The organism is Streptomyces sp. PKA51 (assembly GCF_057552455.1).
Genome location: NZ_BAAJPZ010000007.1, coordinates 173,585 through 192,399 on the forward strand (window position 1 = coordinate 173,585; position 18,815 = coordinate 192,399).

The 18,815-nt window shown below is 68.8% G+C and carries 29 protein-coding genes; 27 read left to right on the forward strand and 2 right to left on the reverse strand.

Translation table 11 applies throughout. The features are described from left to right. Nucleotides 1-18: 18 nt before the first annotated feature. The 25 genes from rplV to truA all read left to right on the forward strand — a co-directional run bounded on the left by rplV (nucleotide 19) and on the right by truA (nucleotide 13,921). Nucleotides 19-366 carry a 50S ribosomal protein L22 gene (rplV, locus tag AC27L3_RS13905; RefSeq protein ID WP_030685471.1) on the forward strand — a complete coding sequence of 116 codons (348 nt, stop codon included), beginning with the start codon at nucleotides 19-21 and terminating at the stop codon, nucleotides 364-366. Beyond that, complete coding sequence (rpsC, locus tag AC27L3_RS13910; RefSeq protein WP_487234330.1) at nucleotides 366-1,184, forward strand: 30S ribosomal protein S3; 819 nt, start codon at nucleotides 366-368, stop codon at nucleotides 1,182-1,184. The genes rplV and rpsC overlap by 1 nt, the downstream gene beginning before the upstream one ends. Nucleotides 1,185-1,189: 5 nt before the next feature. Further along, the gene (rplP, locus tag AC27L3_RS13915) at nucleotides 1,190-1,609 is read left to right on the forward strand and encodes a 50S ribosomal protein L16 (protein WP_106677952.1); all 420 of its coding nucleotides are present in this window, start codon (nucleotides 1,190-1,192) and stop codon (nucleotides 1,607-1,609) included. Continuing rightward, a complete protein-coding gene (gene rpmC / locus AC27L3_RS13920) occupies nucleotides 1,609-1,833 on the forward strand; it encodes a 50S ribosomal protein L29 (protein ID WP_004950453.1) in 225 nt (74 codons plus the stop codon). The genes rplP and rpmC overlap by 1 nt, the downstream gene beginning before the upstream one ends. After that, entirely contained in the window at nucleotides 1,833-2,114 is a 282-nt protein-coding gene (gene rpsQ / locus AC27L3_RS13925) for a 30S ribosomal protein S17 (RefSeq protein ID WP_019888756.1), read from the forward strand. Before rpmC ends, rpsQ begins: the two co-directional genes overlap by 1 nt. Nucleotides 2,115-2,212: 98 nt before the next feature. Further along, on the forward strand, nucleotides 2,213-2,581 hold the full coding sequence (rplN, locus tag AC27L3_RS13930) for a 50S ribosomal protein L14 (RefSeq protein ID WP_004946682.1): 369 nt from the start codon (nucleotides 2,213-2,215) through the stop codon (nucleotides 2,579-2,581). Nucleotides 2,582-2,583: 2 nt separating this feature from the next. Then, nucleotides 2,584-2,907: a 50S ribosomal protein L24 gene (rplX, locus tag AC27L3_RS13935; protein WP_344435189.1), complete on the forward strand. Its 324-nt coding sequence runs from the start codon at nucleotides 2,584-2,586 to the stop codon at nucleotides 2,905-2,907. Next, nucleotides 2,904-3,458 (forward strand): 50S ribosomal protein L5, encoded by a 555-nt coding sequence (rplE, locus tag AC27L3_RS13940; protein WP_487234402.1) that lies wholly within the window; start codon nucleotides 2,904-2,906, stop codon nucleotides 3,456-3,458. The genes rplX and rplE overlap by 4 nt, the downstream gene beginning before the upstream one ends. A gap of 2 nt (nucleotides 3,459-3,460) precedes the next feature. Beyond that, nucleotides 3,461-3,646 carry a type Z 30S ribosomal protein S14 gene (locus AC27L3_RS13945; RefSeq protein WP_344435187.1) on the forward strand — a complete coding sequence of 62 codons (186 nt, stop codon included), beginning with the start codon at nucleotides 3,461-3,463 and terminating at the stop codon, nucleotides 3,644-3,646. 211 nt (nucleotides 3,647-3,857) lie between these two features. After that, nucleotides 3,858-4,256, forward strand: coding sequence for a 30S ribosomal protein S8 (rpsH, locus tag AC27L3_RS13950; RefSeq protein WP_049718674.1), 399 nt, complete (start codon nucleotides 3,858-3,860; stop codon nucleotides 4,254-4,256). A 21-nt stretch (nucleotides 4,257-4,277) separates the two neighbouring features. Continuing rightward, on the forward strand, nucleotides 4,278-4,817 hold the full coding sequence (gene rplF / locus AC27L3_RS13955) for a 50S ribosomal protein L6 (protein ID WP_344435185.1): 540 nt from the start codon (nucleotides 4,278-4,280) through the stop codon (nucleotides 4,815-4,817). Nucleotides 4,818-4,820: 3 nt separating this feature from the next. Continuing rightward, nucleotides 4,821-5,204 (forward strand): 50S ribosomal protein L18, encoded by a 384-nt coding sequence (rplR, locus tag AC27L3_RS13960; protein WP_344435184.1) that lies wholly within the window; start codon nucleotides 4,821-4,823, stop codon nucleotides 5,202-5,204. A gap of 47 nt (nucleotides 5,205-5,251) precedes the next feature. Next, on the forward strand, nucleotides 5,252-5,854 hold the full coding sequence (gene rpsE, locus AC27L3_RS13965) for a 30S ribosomal protein S5 (protein ID WP_487234331.1): 603 nt from the start codon (nucleotides 5,252-5,254) through the stop codon (nucleotides 5,852-5,854). Beyond that, a complete protein-coding gene (gene rpmD, locus AC27L3_RS13970) occupies nucleotides 5,854-6,036 on the forward strand; it encodes a 50S ribosomal protein L30 (protein WP_004946653.1) in 183 nt (60 codons plus the stop codon). Before rpsE ends, rpmD begins: the two co-directional genes overlap by 1 nt. A gap of 1 nt (nucleotide 6,037) precedes the next feature. Continuing rightward, nucleotides 6,038-6,493: a 50S ribosomal protein L15 gene (gene rplO, locus AC27L3_RS13975; RefSeq protein WP_066930849.1), complete on the forward strand. Its 456-nt coding sequence runs from the start codon at nucleotides 6,038-6,040 to the stop codon at nucleotides 6,491-6,493. A gap of 215 nt (nucleotides 6,494-6,708) precedes the next feature. Then, nucleotides 6,709-8,022: a preprotein translocase subunit SecY gene (gene secY, locus AC27L3_RS13980; RefSeq protein ID WP_487234332.1), complete on the forward strand. Its 1,314-nt coding sequence runs from the start codon at nucleotides 6,709-6,711 to the stop codon at nucleotides 8,020-8,022. Continuing rightward, nucleotides 8,022-8,678 carry an adenylate kinase gene (locus AC27L3_RS13985; protein WP_487234333.1) on the forward strand — a complete coding sequence of 219 codons (657 nt, stop codon included), beginning with the start codon at nucleotides 8,022-8,024 and terminating at the stop codon, nucleotides 8,676-8,678. Before secY ends, AC27L3_RS13985 begins: the two co-directional genes overlap by 1 nt. Before the next feature lie 108 nt (nucleotides 8,679-8,786). Continuing rightward, nucleotides 8,787-9,623 (forward strand): type I methionyl aminopeptidase, encoded by an 837-nt coding sequence (gene map, locus AC27L3_RS13990; protein ID WP_487234334.1) that lies wholly within the window; start codon nucleotides 8,787-8,789, stop codon nucleotides 9,621-9,623. Between the two features lie 163 nt (nucleotides 9,624-9,786). Then, complete coding sequence (gene infA / locus AC27L3_RS13995; RefSeq protein WP_003956442.1) at nucleotides 9,787-10,008, forward strand: translation initiation factor IF-1; 222 nt, start codon at nucleotides 9,787-9,789, stop codon at nucleotides 10,006-10,008. A gap of 69 nt (nucleotides 10,009-10,077) precedes the next feature. After that, nucleotides 10,078-10,191, forward strand: a complete 114-nt coding sequence (gene rpmJ, locus AC27L3_RS14000; RefSeq protein WP_003956441.1) for a 50S ribosomal protein L36 — start codon at nucleotides 10,078-10,080, stop codon at nucleotides 10,189-10,191. 184 nt (nucleotides 10,192-10,375) lie between these two features. Then, nucleotides 10,376-10,756, forward strand: coding sequence for a 30S ribosomal protein S13 (rpsM, locus tag AC27L3_RS14005; RefSeq protein WP_344435179.1), 381 nt, complete (start codon nucleotides 10,376-10,378; stop codon nucleotides 10,754-10,756). Between the two features lie 71 nt (nucleotides 10,757-10,827). Further along, the gene (gene rpsK / locus AC27L3_RS14010) at nucleotides 10,828-11,232 is read left to right on the forward strand and encodes a 30S ribosomal protein S11 (protein WP_003948617.1); all 405 of its coding nucleotides are present in this window, start codon (nucleotides 10,828-10,830) and stop codon (nucleotides 11,230-11,232) included. A gap of 118 nt (nucleotides 11,233-11,350) precedes the next feature. Beyond that, nucleotides 11,351-12,373, forward strand: coding sequence for a DNA-directed RNA polymerase subunit alpha (locus AC27L3_RS14015; protein ID WP_004946635.1), 1,023 nt, complete (start codon nucleotides 11,351-11,353; stop codon nucleotides 12,371-12,373). Nucleotides 12,374-12,516: 143 nt separating this feature from the next. After that, nucleotides 12,517-12,981, forward strand: coding sequence for a 50S ribosomal protein L17 (rplQ, locus tag AC27L3_RS14020; protein ID WP_365965711.1), 465 nt, complete (start codon nucleotides 12,517-12,519; stop codon nucleotides 12,979-12,981). Between the two features lie 76 nt (nucleotides 12,982-13,057). Then, entirely contained in the window at nucleotides 13,058-13,921 is an 864-nt protein-coding gene (gene truA, locus AC27L3_RS14025) for a tRNA pseudouridine(38-40) synthase TruA (protein ID WP_487234335.1), read from the forward strand. A 40-nt stretch (nucleotides 13,922-13,961) separates the two neighbouring features. Here the strand turns inward: truA and AC27L3_RS14030 are convergent, their stop codons facing one another. Beyond that, a complete protein-coding gene (locus tag AC27L3_RS14030; RefSeq protein WP_487234336.1) occupies nucleotides 13,962-16,031 on the reverse strand; it encodes a glycosyltransferase family 4 protein in 2,070 nt (689 codons plus the stop codon). A 136-nt stretch (nucleotides 16,032-16,167) separates the two neighbouring features. Between AC27L3_RS14030 and AC27L3_RS14035 the strand changes: the two genes are divergently transcribed. Next, nucleotides 16,168-16,980, forward strand: coding sequence for a hypothetical protein (locus AC27L3_RS14035; protein ID WP_487234337.1), 813 nt, complete (start codon nucleotides 16,168-16,170; stop codon nucleotides 16,978-16,980). A 17-nt stretch (nucleotides 16,981-16,997) separates the two neighbouring features. Here AC27L3_RS14035 and AC27L3_RS14040 read toward each other — a convergent pair whose 3' ends face one another. After that, nucleotides 16,998-18,044 (reverse strand): hypothetical protein, encoded by a 1,047-nt coding sequence (locus AC27L3_RS14040; protein ID WP_487234338.1) that lies wholly within the window; start codon nucleotides 18,042-18,044, stop codon nucleotides 16,998-17,000. A gap of 291 nt (nucleotides 18,045-18,335) precedes the next feature. Between AC27L3_RS14040 and rplM the strand changes: the two genes are divergently transcribed. Continuing rightward, a complete protein-coding gene (gene rplM, locus AC27L3_RS14045; protein ID WP_344435172.1) occupies nucleotides 18,336-18,782 on the forward strand; it encodes a 50S ribosomal protein L13 in 447 nt (148 codons plus the stop codon). Nucleotides 18,783-18,815 lie beyond the last annotated feature (33 nt).

Below are 18,815 nucleotides of genomic sequence, written 5' to 3' on the forward strand. Positions count from 1 at the left end.
GACACCGAAGGGACAACCATGGAAGCCAGGGCCCAGGCGCGGTACATCCGCGTCACGCCCATGAAGGCCCGCCGCGTGGTGGACCTCATCCGTGGCATGGACGCCACGGAGGCTCAGGCGGTCCTGCGTTTCGCCCCGCAGGCCGCGAGCGTGCCGGTCGGCAAGGTGCTGGACAGCGCCATCGCCAACGCCGCGCACAACTACGACCACACTGACGCCTCCTCGCTGTACATCAGCGAGGCGTACGTCGACGAGGGCCCGACCCTGAAGCGGTTCCGTCCGCGTGCCCAGGGCCGTGCCTACCGGATCCGCAAGCGGACCAGCCACATCACCGTGGTCGTCAGCAGCAAGGAAGGAACCCGGTAATGGGCCAGAAGGTTAACCCGCACGGGTTCCGGCTCGGTGTGACCACGGACTTCAAGTCCCGCTGGTACGCCGACAAGCTGTACAAGGACTACGTCAAGGAAGACGTTGCCATTCGTCGCATGATGACGAAGGGCATGGAGCGCGCCGGTATCTCGAAGGTTGAGATCGAGCGCACCCGCGACCGCGTCCGCGTTGACATCCACACCGCCCGCCCGGGCATCGTCATCGGTCGCCGTGGCGCCGAGGCCGACCGCATCCGTGGCGAGCTGGAGAAGCTGACCGGCAAGCAGGTCCAGCTGAACATCCTCGAGGTCAAGAACCCCGAGGTCGACGCTCAGCTGGTGGCCCAGGCCGTCGCCGAGCAGCTGTCCTCCCGCGTCTCCTTCCGTCGCGCCATGCGCAAGAGCATGCAGTCGACGATGAAGGCCGGCGCCAAGGGCATCAAGATCCAGTGCGGTGGCCGTCTCGGCGGCGCCGAGATGTCCCGCTCGGAGTTCTACCGCGAGGGCCGCGTGCCCCTGCACACGCTCCGCGCGAACGTCGACTACGGCTTCTTCGAGGCCAAGACCACCTTCGGCCGCATCGGCGTGAAGGTCTGGATCTACAAGGGCGACGTCAAGAACATCGCCGAGGTCCGCGCCGAGAACGCCGCCGCCCGTGCGGGCAACCGCCCGTCCCGTGGCGCCGGCGAGCGCCCGGCCCGCGGTGGCCGTGGCGGCGAGCGTGGCGGCCGCGGCCGCAAGCCGCAGCAGAGCGCCGAGGCCCCCAAGGCCGAGGCCACCGCTGCTCCGGCTGAGACCACCGGAACGGAGGCCTGACCGACATGCTGATCCCTCGCAGGGTCAAGCACCGCAAGCAGCACCACCCCAAGCGGAACGGCATGGCCAAGGGTGGCACCGAGCTCGCCTTCGGTGAGTACGGCATCCAGGCCCTGACCCCGGCCTACGTGACGAACCGGCAGATCGAGTCCGCTCGTATCGCCATGACCCGTCACATCAAGCGTGGCGGCAAGGTGTGGATCAACATCTACCCGGACCGTCCGCTGACGAAGAAGCCGGCCGAGACCCGCATGGGTTCCGGTAAGGGTTCCCCCGAGTGGTGGATCGCGAACGTCAAGCCCGGTCGGGTGATGTTCGAGCTGTCCTTCCCGAACGAGAAGGTTGCGCGTGAGGCGCTCACCCGAGCCGCCCACAAGCTTCCGATGAAGTGCCGCATTGTTCGGCGCGAGGCAGGTGAGTCGTGATGGCTGCCGGTACCAAGGCGACCGAGCTGCGTGAGCTGAACAACGAGGACCTCGTTGCCAAGCTGCGCGAGGCCAAGGAAGAGCTGTTCAACCTCCGCTTCCAGGCGGCGACCGGACAGCTTGAGAACCACGGCCGGCTGAAGGCCGTCCGCAAGGACATCGCCCGGATCTACACCCTGATGCGGGAGCGCGAGCTCGGCATCGAGACGGTGGAGAGCGCCTGATGAGCGAGAAGAATGTGACTGAGACGAACGAGCGCGGTTTCCGCAAGACCCGTGAGGGTCTCGTCGTCAGCGACAAGATGGACAAGACCGTCGTCGTCGCTGTCGAGGACCGTGTCAAGCACGCGCTGTACGGCAAGGTCATCCGCCGTACCAACAAGCTCAAGGCGCACGACGAGCAGAACGCCGCGGGTGTCGGCGACCGCGTCCTCCTCATGGAGACCCGGCCGCTGTCCGCGACGAAGCGCTGGCGCGTCGTCGAGATCCTCGAGAAGGCCAAGTAATTCCTAGGGGCGTTCGCCCTTAGGACAGTTCCGCCAGGCTCGGCAGGGGCTCTTCACGGAGCCCCTGCCGGGAACCGGCAGACAATCAGGAGATAGACGTGATCCAGCAGGAGTCGCGACTGCGCGTCGCCGACAACACTGGTGCCAAGGAGATCCTTTGCATCCGTGTTCTCGGTGGCTCGGGTCGCCGCTACGCGGGCATCGGTGACGTCATCGTCGCCACCGTCAAGGACGCGATCCCCGGTGGCAACGTGAAGAAGGGCGACGTCGTCAAGGCGGTCGTCGTTCGCACCGTCAAGGAGCGCCGCCGTCCGGACGGCTCGTACATCCGTTTCGACGAGAACGCGGCCGTCATCCTCAAGAACGACGGTGACCCCCGCGGCACCCGCATCTTCGGCCCCGTGGGCCGGGAACTGCGCGAGAAGAAGTTCATGAAGATCGTCTCGCTCGCGCCGGAGGTGCTGTAAGCATGAAGATCAAGAAGGGCGACCTGGTCCAGGTCATCACCGGTAAGGACAAGGGCAAGCAGGGCAAGGTCATCCAGGCCTTCCCCGCCGACGACCGCGTCCTCGTCGAGGGTGTCAACCGGGTCAAGAAGCACACCAAGGCCGGCCAGACCGCTCGCGGTGCCAAGACCGGCGGCATCGTCACCACCGAGGCCCCCATCCACGTGAGCAACGTTCAGCTCATCGTGGAGAAGGACGGCAAGAAGGTCGTGACCCGCGTCGGTTACCGCTTCGACGAGAACGGCAACAAGATCCGCGTTGCCAAGCGGACGGGTGAGGACATCTGATGGCTACCACTCCGCGTCTCAAGACGAAGTACCGCGAGGAGATCACGGGCAAGCTGCGTGAGGAGTTCTCCTACGAGAACGTCATGCAGGTTCCCGGCCTCACCAAGATCGTGGTCAACATGGGTGTGGGCGACGCCGCCCGCGACTCCAAGCTGATCGAGGGCGCCATCCGCGACCTCACCACGATCACCGGCCAGAAGCCGGCCGTCACCAAGGCCCGCAAGTCCATCGCGCAGTTCAAGCTGCGTGAGGGCCAGCCGATCGGTGCCCACGTCACCCTGCGTGGCGACCGCATGTGGGAGTTCCTGGACCGCACCCTGTCGCTCGCGCTCCCGCGCATCCGCGACTTCCGTGGTCTGTCCCCGAAGCAGTTCGACGGTCGTGGCAACTACACCTTCGGTCTCACGGAGCAGGTCATGTTCCACGAGATCGACCAGGACAAGATCGACCGGGTCCGGGGCATGGACATCACCGTGGTCACCACGGCGACCAACGACGACGAGGGCCGCGCCCTGCTTCGTCACCTCGGCTTCCCGTTCAAGGAGAACTGACCGTGGCGAAGAAGGCTCTGATCGCTAAGGCCGCGCGCAAGCCGAAGTTCGGTGTCCGCGCGTACACCCGCTGCAACCGCTGCGGTCGGCCGCACTCCGTGTACCGCAAGTTCGGCCTGTGCCGCGTGTGCCTTCGTGAGATGGCTCACCGTGGCGAGCTGCCGGGCGTGACCAAGAGCTCCTGGTAACAGCCCAGTTGGGCTGCCCAGGCTCTCGGTAAGCAAGCTGGACGGCGGGAGTCCCGCCTCGCCTCTCACATAGAGTTGAGGGGTTGGGCTCCCCGCCGCCCGCAATCGTCTTACTACGCCGTAGGTCCCCGCGCCGCACCCGTCCCGACCCAGTTCGGGGAGAGGGATGGCGCAGATAGGAAACCCCGGCGAGAGAGGCCGAAGGCCAAACATGACCATGACCGATCCGATCGCAGACATGCTGACCCGTCTGCGGAACGCGAACTCGGCTTACCACGACACCGTGGCCATGCCCCACAGCAAGATCAAGGCGCACATCGCCGAGATCCTGCAGCAGGAGGGCTACATCGCCGGCTGGAAGGTCGAGGACGCCGAGGTCGGCAAGTCCCTCGTCATCGACCTGAAGTTCGGTCCGAACCGTGAGCGCTCCATCGCGGGCATCAAGCGGATCTCGAAGCCGGGCCTGCGGGTCTACGCAAAGTCCACCAACCTGCCGAAGGTCCTCGGCGGCCTGGGCGTGGCGATCATCTCCACGTCCCACGGTCTCCTGACCGGCCAGCAGGCGCAGAAGAAGGGCGTGGGTGGGGAAGTCCTCGCCTACGTCTGGTAACGGGAACAGGAAGGTAAGGCTATGTCGCGTATTGGCAAGCAGCCCGTCCAGGTTCCCGCCGGCGTGGACGTCACCATCGATGGCCGTACGGTCCAGGTGAAGGGCCCCAAGGGCGCCCTGAGCCACACCGTGGCCGCCCCCATCGAGGTCGCCAAGGCTGAGGACGGCACCATCGTCGTCTCCCGCCCGAACGACGAGCGTCAGAACAAGGCCCTGCACGGCCTTTCCCGCACGCTGGTGGCGAACATGATCACCGGCGTGACCCAGGGCTACGTGAAGAAGCTCGAGATCAGCGGTGTCGGTTACCGCGTGGCCGCGAAGGGCTCCAACCTGGAGTTCTCCCTCGGCTACAGCCACCCGATCCTGATCGAGGCCCCCGAGGGCATCTCCTTCAAGGTGGAGAGCCCGACCAAGTTCTCGGTCGAGGGCATCGACAAGCAGAAGGTCGGCGAGGTCGCCGCGAACATCCGCAAGCTGCGGAAGCCCGACCCGTACAAGGCCAAGGGCGTCAAGTACGAGGGCGAAGTCATCCGCCGCAAGGTCGGAAAGGCGGGTAAGTAAGCCATGGCATACGGTGTGAAGATCGCCAAGGGTGACGCGTACAAGCGCGCCGCCAAGGCCCGTCGCCACATCCGCATCCGGAAGAACATCTCCGGCACGGCGGAGCGTCCGCGCCTCGTCGTGACGCGCAGCAACCGTGGCATCACCGCCCAGGTCATCGACGACATCAAGGGTCACACCCTGGCGTCGGCGTCGCACCTGGACGCGTCGATCCGTGGTGGCGAGGGCGACAAGAGCGCCCAGGCCAAGAAGGTTGGCGCCCTGGTCGCCGAGCGTGCCAAGGCCGCCGGTGTCGAGGCCGTCGTGTTCGACCGCGGTGGCAACCAGTACGCCGGGCGCATTGCCGCTCTGGCGGACGCCGCCCGCGAAGCCGGGCTGAAGTTCTAAAGCCCCGGTTCCGGAGCTAGCGGACGTAACAGAGAGAGGTAATTCCAATGGCTGGACCCCAGCGCCGCGGTGGCGGCGCCGGTGGCGGCGAGCGGCGGGACCGGAAGGGCCGTGACGGTGGCGCTGCCGCCGAGAAGACCGCGTACGTTGAGCGCGTAGTCGCGATCAACCGCGTCGCCAAGGTTGTCAAGGGTGGCCGTCGCTTCAGCTTCACCGCGCTGGTCGTGGTGGGCGACGGCGAGGGCACCGTGGGTGTCGGTTACGGCAAGGCCAAGGAAGTTCCGGCTGCCATCGCCAAGGGCGTGGAAGAGGCCAAGAAGAACTTCTTCAAGGTCCCCCGTATCGCCGGTACCATCCCGCACCCGATCCAGGGCGAGAAGGCGGCCGGTGTCGTTCTGCTCAAGCCCGCCACCCCGGGTACCGGTGTTATCGCCGGTGGTCCGGTGCGTGCGGTGCTCGAGTGCGCCGGCATCCACGACATCCTGTCGAAGTCGCTCGGTTCTTCGAACCCGATCAACATCGTGCACGCCACGGTGGAGGCCCTCAAGGGACTGCAGCGTCCCGAGGAGATCGCCGCCCGTCGTGGTCTGCCGCTGGAGGACGTGGCTCCCGCCGCTCTGCTGCGGGCGCGTGCAGGGGTGGGTGCGTAATGGCTCGCCTCAAGGTCACGCAGACCAAGTCCTACATCGGCAGCAAGCAGAACCACCGCGACACCCTGCGCTCGCTTGGTCTGAAGAAGATCAACGACGTGGTTGTCAAGGAGGACCGTCCCGAGATTCGCGGCATGGTGCACACCGTCCGCCACCTCGTCACGGTCGAGGAGGTCGACTGACATGGCGGAGACCAACCCGCTGAAGGTCCACAACCTCCGTCCCGCCCCGGGCGCCAAGACCGCCAAGACCCGTGTCGGTCGTGGTGAGGCGTCGAAGGGTAAGACGGCTGGTCGCGGTACCAAGGGTACGAAGGCCCGCTACCAGGTTCCGGAGCGCTTCGAGGGTGGCCAGATGCCGCTCCACATGCGCCTCCCGAAGCTGAAGGGCTTCAAGAACCCCGCCCACAAGCAGTTCCAGGTCGTGAACCTGGAGAAGCTGGCCGCGCTCTACCCGCAGGGTGGCGAGGTCACGGTGGCCGACCTGGTCGCCAAGGGTGCTGTTCGCAAGAACGAGCTCGTCAAGGTCCTGGGCCAGGGCGAGATCTCCGTGGCGCTGCAGGTGACGGTCGACGCCGTCTCCGGCTCCGCCAAGGAGAAGATTGCCGCCGCCGGCGGCACCGTCACCGAGCTCATCTGAGTTCGTTGATCCGACGACCGGGGATGTCCCAACTGGGGCATCCCCGGTTGGTCGTTCCAAGGGGGGCACGGTCGCCGGTAAGGTGGCGTGCACTGTTAACTTTCGCGCGGCCCATGCCCGCGCGGACTTTGACCGTTACGTATTAGCCAGCATTCGTCGATTCTCAAGACCGTCACCCCTCGCGCAGCCACGTGGGGGGCGCCGCAGGAGGCACCGTGCTCACCGCGTTCGCCCGGGCGTTCAAGACGCCCGACCTGCGCAAGAAGCTGCTGTTCACGTTGGGCATCATGGTGCTCTTCCGGCTGGGGGCGCACATCCCCGTGCCGGGGGTGGACTATCGCAACGTCCAGACGTGCATGGACCAGGCCAAGAGTGGGCAGGGCCTCTTCGGCCTCGTGAACATGTTCAGCGGCGGTGCGCTGCTGCAGATCACGATCTTCGCGCTGGGGATCATGCCGTACATCACGGCGAGCATCATCCTCCAGCTGCTCACCGTGGTGATCCCGCGCCTGGAAGCCCTCAAGAAGGAGGGCCAGGCGGGCCAGGCCAAGATCACGCAGTACACGCGCTATCTGACCGTCGCCCTCGCCGTGCTCCAGGGCACCGGCCTCGTGGCCACCGCGCGCAGCGGTGCGCTTTTCGGGAACTGCACGGTCGGCAACCAGATCGTCCCCAACCAGTCGATCTTCACCACGGTCGTCATGGTCGTCACCATGACCGCCGGTACCTCGGTGATCATGTGGCTCGGTGAGCTCATCACCGACCGCGGCATCGGCAACGGCATGTCGATCCTCATGTTCACCTCCATCGCCGCCGGTTTCCCCGGCGCCCTGTGGGCCATCAAGATGCAGGGCAAGCTGGTCGGCGGCTGGCTGGAGTTCGGCCTGGTGATCCTGTGCGGCCTCGCCATGGTCGCGCTGGTGGTCTTCGTCGAGCAGGCCCAGCGCCGCATCCCCGTGCAGTACGCGAAGCGCATGATCGGTCGCCGGTCCTACGGCGGCACCTCGACCTACATCCCGCTGAAGGTGAACCAGGCGGGTGTGATCCCGGTCATCTTCGCCTCGTCGCTGCTCTACATCCCGGCGCTGCTGGTGCAGTTCACCGGCTCCAAGGCGGACTGGGCGCAGTGGGTGCAGGCCAACCTGGTCAAGGGTGACCACCCGATCTACATGGTCACGTACTTCCTGCTGATCGTCTTCTTCGCGTTCTTCTATGTCGCCATCTCCTTCAACCCCGAAGAAGTTGCCGACAATATGAAGAAGTATGGTGGATTCATCCCGGGCATCCGGGCGGGTCGTCCCACGGCCGAGTACCTGAGCTACGTGCTGAACCGCATCACGTGGCCCGGCTCGCTCTACCTGGGTCTGATCGCCCTGGTTCCCACGGTGGCACTGGTCACACTCAACGCAAACCAGAACTTCCCGTTCGGGGGAACCAGCATCCTGATCATCGTGGGTGTCGGTCTGGAGACTGTGAAGCAGATCGAGAGCCAGCTTCAGCAGCGCAACTACGAAGGGTTCCTCCGCTGATGCGAATCGTCCTCGTCGGGCCGCCCGGCGCCGGCAAGGGTACGCAGGCCGCGTACCTCGCCAAGAACCTCGCGATCCCGCACATTTCGACGGGCGACCTGTTCCGGGCGAACATCAGCCAGGGCACGCCGCTGGGCAAGAAGGCCCAGGAGTACATGCGGGCCGGCCAGCTCGTGCCGGACGAGATCACCATCGGCATGGCCAAGGACCGGATGCAGCAGCCGGACGCCGAGGGCGGTTTCCTGCTCGACGGCTTCCCGCGCAACCTGGCCCAGGCCAAGGCGCTGGACGAGCTGCTGCAGGCCGAGGGCCTGAAGCTGGACGCCGTCCTCGACCTCGAGGTCCCCGAGGACGAGGTCGTCAAGCGCATCGCCGGCCGCCGGATGTGCCGCAAGGACAGCTCCCACATCTTCCACGTGATCTACAACCCGCCGGCCGCGGAAGGTGTCTGCGACACCTGCGGCGGCGAGCTGTACCAGCGCGAGGACGACAGCGAGGAGACCGTCCGCAAGCGGCTGGAGGTCTACCACAGCGAGACCGAGCCGATCATCGACTACTACAAGGCGCAGGACCTCGTGGTGACGATCTCGGCCCTCGGCAAGGTCGCCGAGGTCACGGACCGCGCGATGGCCGCGCTCAAGCGCGAAGCCGCCTGATCACTGCTGTAACGACGGCCGCGATGCCCACCCGGGCATCGCGGCCGTAGTGTTGTTCTACGCGCCCGCGGGCGCCCGCAGACGTAGGAACCGAGGAAGGCACTCCCCATGGTCGAGATCAAGACCCCCGAGCAGATCGCGAAGATGCGCGAGGCCGGGCTGGTCGTCGCCGCCATCCACGCGGCCACCCGGGAGGCGGCCGTGCCGGGTGCCACGACCAGGGATCTGGACCAGGTCGCCCGCAAGGTGATCGCCGACCACGGCGCGAAGTCGAACTTCCTCGGCTACGGCGGCTTCCCCGCCACGATCTGCACCTCCGTGAACGAGGTCGTCGTCCATGGCATCCCGGACGACAAGACCGTCCTCAAGGACGGCGACATCATCTCCATCGACGCCGGCGCCATCATCGACGGCTGGCACGCGGACGCCGCCTTCACGGCCTTCGTCGGCACCGGCCACGCCCCCGAGCTGCACGAGCTCTCCCGGGTGACCGAGGAGTCGATGTGGGCCGGCATCGCGGCCGTGCGCAACGGCAACCGCCTCGTCGACATCTCCAAGGCGATCGAGGGCTACATCCGTCGCCAGCCCCGCCCCGCCACCGGCAAGTACGGGATCATCGAGGACTACGGCGGCCACGGCATCGGCTCCGAGATGCACATGGACCCCCACCTGCTGAACTACGTCTCCCGCAAGCGCGGCAAGGGCCCGAAGCTGGTGCCCGGCTTCTGCATCGCGATCGAGCCGATGGTCAGCCTCGGCACGGCGAAGACGCACGTCCTGGAGGACGACTGGACCGTCCTGACGGACGACATGACCTGGTCCTCCCACTGGGAGCACTCCATCGCCCTGACGGAGGAGGGCCCCCTGGTCCTCACGGCCCCGGACGGCGGCCGGGCGAAGCTGGCCCAGCTGGGCATCACGGCCGCCCCGGACCCGCTGGCCTAGGGCCCGAGGGGTTGGGGACACCCGAACCTGATCTCTCGATTAGGCTTTCCCGTTTCCCTGACGTAGACTGATGCGTCGGCTCTCGTGTATCCGCATGCCCGTCCTCCAAATGGGTAATCGGATCATCGGAGTCGATCAAGGTAGCCGATTCGAAAGGCGAAGCGTGGCCAAGAAGCAAGGTGCCATCGAGATTGAGGGCACCGTGATCGAGTCTCTGCCGAACGCCATGTTCAAGGTGGAGCTCCAGAACGGTCACAAGGTCCTCGCGCACATCAGCGGCAAGATGCGTATGCACTACATCCGCATCCTTCCGGATGACCGGGTCGTCGTGGAGCTCTCTCCCTACGACCTCACGCGCGGTCGGATCGTCTACCGCTACAAGTAGATCTTGCCCTCTCCGTCGCGTCACCGTGCGTGACGGACAGTGGCACTGACCCGGAGAACCTCACATCCCATGAAGGTCAAGCCGAGCGTCAAGAAGATCTGCGACAAGTGCAAGGTGATCCGCCGCCACGGCCGGGTCATGGTCATCTGCGACAACCTGCGCCACAAGCAGCGCCAGGGCTGACGCAGAACCTGCACCCGCAGATTCTTCGCGCGACGCAAGCGAAAACGTACATACGCAGGACTCGTCCCTCTCTGTAACGGAGGGCGACACCCCCGGTCGGAGGCCGGGGACCCGGTCGGTACCTCATACGGCCCCCGGGAGTGGTTCTGTGGAAGACCTCCGAACGATCAACTGGAGCCATTGAATGGCACGCGTTTCCGGTGTTGACATCCCGCGCGAAAAGCGCGTGGAGGTCGCCCTCACCTACGTGTTCGGCATCGGCCGGACCCTCTCGAAGCAGACGCTGGCTGCCACCGGCGTGAACCCGAACACCCGCGTTCGCGACCTCTCCGAGGAGGAGCTCGTCGCGATCCGCGAGTACGTGGACGCCAACATCAAGACCGAGGGTGACCTCCGTCGTGAGGTTCAGGCCGACATCCGCCGCAAGGTCGAGATCGGCTGCTACCAGGGTCTGCGTCACCGTCGTGGCCTGCCCGTCCACGGTCAGCGCACCAGCACGAACGCTCGTACCCGCAAGGGCCCGCGTCGCGCCATCGCCGGCAAGAAGAAGCCGGGCAAGAAGTAGTCCGCAGCGGACTCGCTCACCAGCGGTCTTCGCTGTAGGACCGACCACCTCCCTCCAGTAGGAGTTAAGACATGCCCCCCAAGGGACGTCAGGGCGCTGCCAAGAAGGTGCGCCGCAAGGAAAAGAAGAACGTCGCTCACGGCCACGCGCACATCAAGAGCACGTTCAACAACACGATCGTGTCCATCACGGACCCGACCGGCAACGTGATCTCCTGGGCCTCCGCCGGCCACGTCGGCTTCAAGGGCTCCCGGAAGTCCACCCCGTTCGCCGCGCAGATGGCCGCCGAGTCGGCTGCCCGTCGTGCGCAGGAGCACGGCATGCGCAAGGTCGACGTCTTCGTCAAGGGTCCCGGCTCCGGCCGTGAGACCGCGATCCGCTCCCTCCAGGCCACCGGCCTCGAGGTCGGCTCGATCCAGGACGTCACCCCCACGCCGCACAACGGCTGCCGTCCGCCGAAGCGCCGCCGCGTCTGAGGCCAGCACACTCGTGCTTCCGGGCGGCACACCCCTTTCGGGGCGTGCCGCCCGTACCCTTGCAGTAGCAGCGGGCGTCAAATAGCGGGCGCCCACGACTGAAGGATCTGATCCACACATGCTGATCGCTCAGCGCCCCTCCCTGACCGAAGAGGTCGTGGACGAGTTCCGTTCCCGGTTCGTCATCGAGCCGCTGGAGCCGGGCTTCGGCTACACCCTCGGCAACTCCCTGCGTCGTACGCTCCTCTCCTCGATCCCGGGTGCGGCGGTCACGTCCATCCGCATCGACGGTGTCCTGCACGAGTTCACCACCGTGCCGGGCGTCAAGGAGGACGTCACCGACCTCATCCTGAACATCAAGCAGCTGGTCGTCTCCTCCGAGCACGACGAGCCGGTCGTGATGTACCTGCGCAAGCAGGGCCCGGGTCTGGTCACCGCCGCGGACATCGCCCCGCCGGCCGGCGTCGAGGTGCACAACCCCGACCTGGTCCTGGCGACCCTGAACGCCAAGGGCAAGCTGGAGATGGAGCTGACCGTCGAGCGCGGTCGCGGCTACGTCTCCGCCGTCCAGAACAAGCAGGTGGGCCAGGAGATCGGCCGCATCCCGGTCGACTCCATCTACTCGCCGGTGCTCAAGGTCACCTACAAGGTCGAGGCGACCCGTGTCGAGCAGCGCACCGACTTCGACAAGCTGATCGTCGACGTCGAGACCAAGCAGGCCATGCGCCCGCGCGACGCCATGGCGTCCGCCGGCAAGACCCTGGTCGAGCTGTTCGGCCTGGCCCGTGAGCTGAACATCGACGCCGAGGGCATCGACATGGGTCCGTCCCCGACGGACGCCGCCCTGGCCGCCGACCTGGCGCTGCCGATCGAGGAGCTCGAGCTCACCGTTCGCTCCTACAACTGCCTCAAGCGCGAGGGCATCCACTCCGTGGGTGAGCTCGTCGCCCGCTCCGAGGCCGACCTGCTCGACATCCGCAACTTCGGTGCGAAGTCGATCGACGAGGTCAAGGCGAAGCTGGCCGGCATGGGCCTGGCCCTCAAGGACAGCCCGCCCGGATTCGACCCGACCGCCGCGGCCGACGCCTTCGGCGCCGACGACGACGCGGATGCGGGTTTCGTGGAGACTGAGCAGTACTGACGGTCTTCTGCTGCGGGTCCGCTTCGGCTGATCGCGCAGTTCCCCGCGCCCCTTGGGGCGCGGGGTCTCCGACAGGCGACCGCCTGCTCGGATACTGACTCCGGTACCTGATACGGCCGGGGCAGACTTCTAGGAGAAATACCATGCCGCGTCCCACCAAGGGTGCCCGTTTCGGCGGCAGCGCCGCGCACGAGAAGCTGCTGCTGGCGAACCTCGCCAAGGCGCTCTTCGAGCACGGCCGCATCACGACGACCGAGGCCAAGGCCCGCCGCCTGCGTCCGGTCGCCGAGCGCCTGATCACCAAGGCGAAGAAGGGCGACATCCACAACCGTCGCCAGGTGCTGCAGACGATCACCGACAAGGGCATCGTCCACACCCTCTTCACCGAGATCGCTCCGCGCTTCGCCGAGCGTCCGGGTGGCTACACCCGCATCACCAAGATCGGCAACCGTCGTGGCGACAACGCCCCGATGGCCGTGATCGAGCTCGTCGAGGGCGAGATCGCGAAGAAGGCGACCGTCGCCGAGGCCGAGGCCGCCACCAAGCGTGCGGTCAAGGAGTCCGAGGCCGCTGCCGAGGCTCCGGCCGAGGAGTCGAAGGACGCCTGACGCGTCTGACGTGTCAGTGACGGGCCCGCCCCTTTCCGGGGGCGGGCCCGTCCCGCATTCTGAGAGGAAACACTCGGTGAGTGACGAGGTGGAGCCCGGGTACGTGCGGGTGCGGCTGGACCTGTCGTACGACGGCAAGGACTTCTCCGGCTGGGCCAGGCAGCGCGAGGGCCAGCGCACGGTGCAGGGCGAGATCGAGGACGCCCTGCGCACCGTGACCCGCTCGAAGGACACCTTCGAGCTGACGGTCGCCGGCCGTACGGACGCCGGCGTCCACGCCCGCGGCCAGGTCGCGCACGTCGACCTGCCGGCGGAGCTGTGGGCCGAGCACGAGGACAAGCTGCTGCGCAGGCTGGCCGGACGGCTCCCGCACGACGTCCGGGTATGGCGCGCGGCGCCCGCCCCGGCCGGCTTCAACGCGCGCTTCTCGGCGATCTGGCGCCGGTACGCCTACCGGGTGGTCGACCACCCGGGCGGCGTCGACCCCCTGCTGCGCGGTCACGTCCTGTGGCACGACTGGCCGTTGGACGTCGAGGCCATGAACGCCGCCTCCCGGGCGCTGCTCGGCGAGCACGACTTCGCGGCCTACTGCAAGCGGCGCGAGGGCGCCACGACGATCCGCACCCTGCAGCAGCTGAGCTGGGAGCGCGACGCGTCCGGCATCATCACCGCCACGGTGCGGGCGGACGCCTTCTGCCACAACATGGTGCGCTCGCTGGTGGGCGCCCTGCTGTTCGTCGGCGACGGGCACCGGCCGGTCGAATGGCCGGGCAAGGTGCTGGCCGCGGGCGTGCGCGACTCGGCCGTGCACGTGGTGCGGCCGCACGGGCTGACGCTGGAGGAGGTCGGCTACCCGGCGGACTCCGAACTGGCGGCCCGCAACCGGGAGGCACGCAACAAGCGAACCCTGCCGGGTGCCGCCGGAGGCGGCTGCTGCTGACGTGGGGATTCCCGGGGGCTTCGCCCCCGGACCCCCGGGTCTACTCGGCCGTCACCGCCAGGTCGCTCGTCACCGTGAAGTACGGGCGGACGCCCGCCCGCACCGGGTACACGTCCGTCTTGTTGCGGTCCACGATGTCGCCCGTCAGGCGGCCGATGCGGACCGGGTCCGCGGAGGGCGCGGGGCGCAGGAAGAGGTCCCAGGTGGCCGGGCGGGGTGTCAGGCACGCGTGGGGGAGCGTGAAGCGGAACTCCGTGGGGGCGAGGACCTCCACGTCCGCCGTCACCTCCGTGCCGCCCTCGCCCCGCGGCCGCCCGAGCACCGTCGCCCCGGCCGCGAGCCCGGCGGCGCCGTGCACCGTGCCCTCCACCGTGAACGCGTCGTCGTGCACCCGGACCGTGCGGGCCTCGGCGTGGGCCTCGCGGTGCCAGGCGCGTACGGCGAGGTAGCCGTCGACGGTGGAGTAGGGGATCCACCAGGTGAAGGGGGAGCCGGGCAGGGGGTCGAGGGCGAGGAGGCGGCGGCCTTCGGGGAGGTGGGCCACGACGCGGCGGCGGGCCTTGTCCTCGGCGCGCACGACGTGCAGGTCCCAGCGGCCTTCGGCCAGCCGCAGCTCCGTGCGGCGCAGGACGGCCGTCCAGGGGCCGGTGCCGTCGGCCGGGGGGTCGAGGGGGACGCTGAGGGGCTTGCCCTCCTTGCGCCGGGTGACGGTGAGGGAGAGCGTGTGGCCGCTGACGCCCGCGGGGTCGACGAAGACCCGGATGTCGCCGGCGGCGTCGACGCGGCAGGAGGCGACGGGCCGCAGCGGTTTGCGCACGACGACGTCCTTGAGCACCTTCTTCGCCGGGGGCGGGCTCGTCGAGGGGCGCGGGCGCAGGGCGCGGTGGAGCCGTCCGGCGAGGCGGCGCAGGCGCCGTTTGACGGGAAGCCGGGGGGCCGGGTCGGCGGCGGGGGCGGTCGCCGGGCGGGGGCCGCCGAGGTCGTCGATGAGCGCGAGGTAGGCGTCGGCGATGCGTTCGGGGGCGTACCGGCGGGCGGAGAGGCGTGCGGCCTCGCCCATGGTGCGCCGCAGGTCGTCGTCCTCGATCAGGGTGAGCAGGCCCTTGGCGATGGCGTCGATGTCGCCGACGGGGACGAGCAGGCCGTCCTTCCCGTCGCTGATGATCTCGCCGGGGCCGTGCGGGCAGTCGGTGGCGACGACGGGGACGCCGCAGCCCATGGCCTCGACGATGGTCATGCCGAACGACTCCTCGCGGGAGGTGACGGCGGCGATGGAGCCCTTGGCCCATTCGGTCTCGATGGGGGAGTGGGCGCCCATGAGCGTGATGGATTCGCCGAGGCCGAGCTTGTCGATGCGGGCGCGCAGTTTGGCGTGCTCGGGGCCGCGGCCGTACAGGCGCAGGCGCCAGTCGGGGTGGGCGGCGGCGACCTGGGCCCAGGCACCGATGAGCAGGTCGTAGCGCTTGACGGGGATGAGCCGGCCGGCGGCGACGACGAGCTTGGTGGCGGGGTCGGCGGGTTCGACCTCGGAGGGCGGGCAGCCGTTGGGGATGCAGACGATCCTCGTGCCGATGCCGGGCAGGGCTTCGCGGTGGGTGACGGCGTCGGCCTCGGAGACGGTGGTGTGCGCGTCGAGGTGGGGGATGGAGGCGTCCTGGTAGGCGCGGATGGCCGGCTCGTGGGTGCCGTAGATGCGGTGTTCCTGGCCGATGCGCAGGTAGCGGCGGTCGCGGCCGAACTCGGCGAGGTACATCACGAGGCCGGGGCGGGTGGCGATGACGACGTCGGCGTCGGTGGCGGCGAGGTGGGCGGCGACCCGGCGGTCGGTGAGCGCGCTGAAGTGGGCGCCCTTGGCCTCGGCGGGCGGGACGTACTCGCTGTCCTGCCGCAGGAGGGGGTCGTCGAGGTCGATGCCCTTGTCGGTGCGCTGGTCGATGAGGTTGACGACCCTGACCCGGGGGTGCAGGGCCAGCCGGGGCTTCTCGCCGCTTCTGATGACGGAGACGATCTCCACGTCGTGACGGGCGGCGAGGGCGCCGGCCACGTTGAAGGTGGAGCGGATGGTTCCGCCGATGCCGTAGGCGTTCTGCAAAAGGAAAGAGATCTTCATGGCGGTGTGGGCGGCGGCGCGCGCGCCGCGGCCGTCCTTCCCCCTGGCCTGGGTGTGTCCGGACTCTCTCGTTCGCCAGCGCAGCCTACATTGTGGCGTGGGTCACGCCGCGCGAATTCATGAGGAGGCCACTTACGTGGGTACTGGGAGGCGCGGGGCCGTGACGGCGGCCGCCGTACTGGCGCTGGTGGCCGGCTGCGGCGTGGCGGGCGGCGGCCGGGGCGGCGAGGGCAAGGACGAGCCGCGCGCCGACGGCGGGCCGCACGCGCTCGCGGCGCTCGACCGGGGGCACCTCGCCCACGTGGAGCTGGGGGCCCGGGAGGTGCCGGGCTACGCGATCGAGCGCGCCTCCGCGGGCGCGGCGGGCAGCGGTACGCCGACCACGCACAGCAGTGCCTGCCGGCCGCTGGTGGTCGCGCTGGGGTCCCGGCCGCAGCCGGCCCCCGTGGCCTCGGTGGTGCGGACCTTCTCCCGGACGACCGGCGACCGCCGCTTCCAGGGCCTGCTCGGCACGATCCGGGTCTCGGCGTACGAGGGGGACGGCGCCCGCACCACGCTGCAGGGGCTGCGGACGGCGGCGGGCAGCTGCGCGGGCGGCTTCGCCATGCGCACGGGGGAGGGGCAGCCGCAGCGCTTCTCCTCGGTGACCGTGCTGCCGGCGCCGCGGATCGGGGACGAGGCCGTGGCGTACCGCCTGGTGAACGCCGCGGAGCGGGCCCCGAGCCTGGTGACCGTGGTGCGCACGGGGTCGATGCTGTCGATGTTCTTCGCCACGCACCTGTCCGACCCGTCGGCCGTGGAGATCCCGCCGGCGCTGGTGGCGGCGCTGGTGGCCAAGGCCGAGCGGCTGGACCGGGCGGCGCGGCCGCCGGCGGTGCCGCCCTCCCGCCTGCCCGTCCAGGCCCCGGACGAGGGCGGCGAGGCGGGCGCCGGCGAGGCGCCGGAGTAAGCCGCCCGGCTCGCCGCTCAGCTCGACGAGGGCTTCCCCGAGGGGATCTGCGCCGGCTTCTCGGACGGCTTCCCGGACGGCTGGGGCTGCCCGGCGGCCGCCGCGTTGGCGCGGTCCATGATCCGGCGGAAGATGTAGCCCGACAGGTCGCGGCCGGCCTGCAGCGCCTTGGTGTCGTTGTCCGGCACCGCGGAGCCGTCGGTGTAGCCGGCGACGGTGAAGTAGGCGTAGCGGCCCTGGGAATTCGCGGTCAGCCGGCAGGCGGTGCCCTTGCAGAAGCTCGGCGCCTCGCCGCCGGTCAGCGGGGTGACGTTGCCGGTGAAGTCGGCCTTGGCCTGGTCGGCCTTGACCTTGGTGTCGAAGACGGCCACGCCGACGGTGACCGCGACGCCGTCGCGCACATAGGTGGCGCGCAGCACCTGCCGGCAGTCGTTGCGGGCCAGGACGTGGCCCAGGCCGCCCTGCGTGGCGTCGGAGCAGGTCAGGGCGGTGTGGGTGGCCACGCGCTCGTACTGCCGCTTGTCGATGGACGGCTTGCTGTGCGGGAAGATCGTCTTGGTGTTGAGCGGGGCGGTGTCCTTGTCCGCGCTGGATATGAAGTCGAGCGGGTTCGGCGGGGGCGTGTTCTGCGAGAACGTCGGCTCCGAGGTGCCGGCGGAGGCGCTGGGCAGTTTCTGCGCGGGCGGCAGGTCCTTGTCGTCCTTGCCGGAGAGCGCCACGGCCGCGGCCACGATCCCGGCGACGGCCGCCGTGGCCAGCACGCCGCCGCCGATCATCAGCAGCTTGCGCCGCCGGTCCCGGGCGGCGCCGGATTCGGCGAGGGCGGACCAGTCGGGGGTGTCCACCGGGGCGGCGGGCTGCTGCCAGCCGGGAAGCTGCGCGCCGGGCGGCATGGGGGCGCCGCCGGGGCCGAGGTGGCTCGCGGCCGGCGGCGGGGGCACCTGCGGCGGCGTCTGCCGCTGCGGTTGCCCCCACGGCGGCGGCGTGACCGGCTGCGTCTCCCCCGGGCCCCCGTGCCGGCCCTCCTGCTGGCCCCCGTGCGGCCCTGCCTGCCCGAAACTCATGGCGTGCATCGTAGACCGGGGCCCCGGAACCGCGGCAGCGCCGGTCGCGCCGGTGGCCTGTGCGGGCCCGGCGGGACGTTTTGACCCCGGTGGGGAGCGCCCGGTACTCTACGAGTTCGTTATGCGTATTGGCTTGGTCGTTCTCACGCGAGGGGCCCTTACGCTTGTCCGCCAGGCCGCGCGCCGGTGGGCCGGCATGCGGGTTGCGTCCCCGTGTGCGGCCGAGACCGTGTGATCGTCCGGGTGGACCCGTGTCAGGACCCACTCACTAACGAAGCGAAGGCTACGACCGTGCGTACGTTCAGCCCCAAGCCCGGCGATGTCCAGCGCCAGTGGCACATCATCGACGCCCAGGACGTCGTCCTGGGCCGTCTGGCCTCCACGGCCGCGTCGCTGCTCCGCGGCAAGCACAAGCCCGTGTACGCGCCGCACATGGACATGGGTGACTTCGTCGTCATCATCAACGCCGACAAGGTGCACCTGTCGGGCAACAAGAAGATCCAGAAGATGGCCTACCGCCACTCCGGCTTCCCGGGTGGTCTGCGCTCCGTCCGCTACGACGAGCTGCTGGACAAGAACCCGGAGAAGGCCGTCGAGAAGGCCGTCAAGGGCATGCTGCCCAAGAACTCCCTCGGCCGCCAGATGCTCTCCAAGCTGAAGGTCTACTCGGGCGACCAGCACCCGCACGCCGCCCAGCAGCCCGTTCCGTTCGAGATCACCCAGGTCAAGCAGGGCTAGTCCCGGCCACCGCCGAACCAGAAAGTCTGAGGA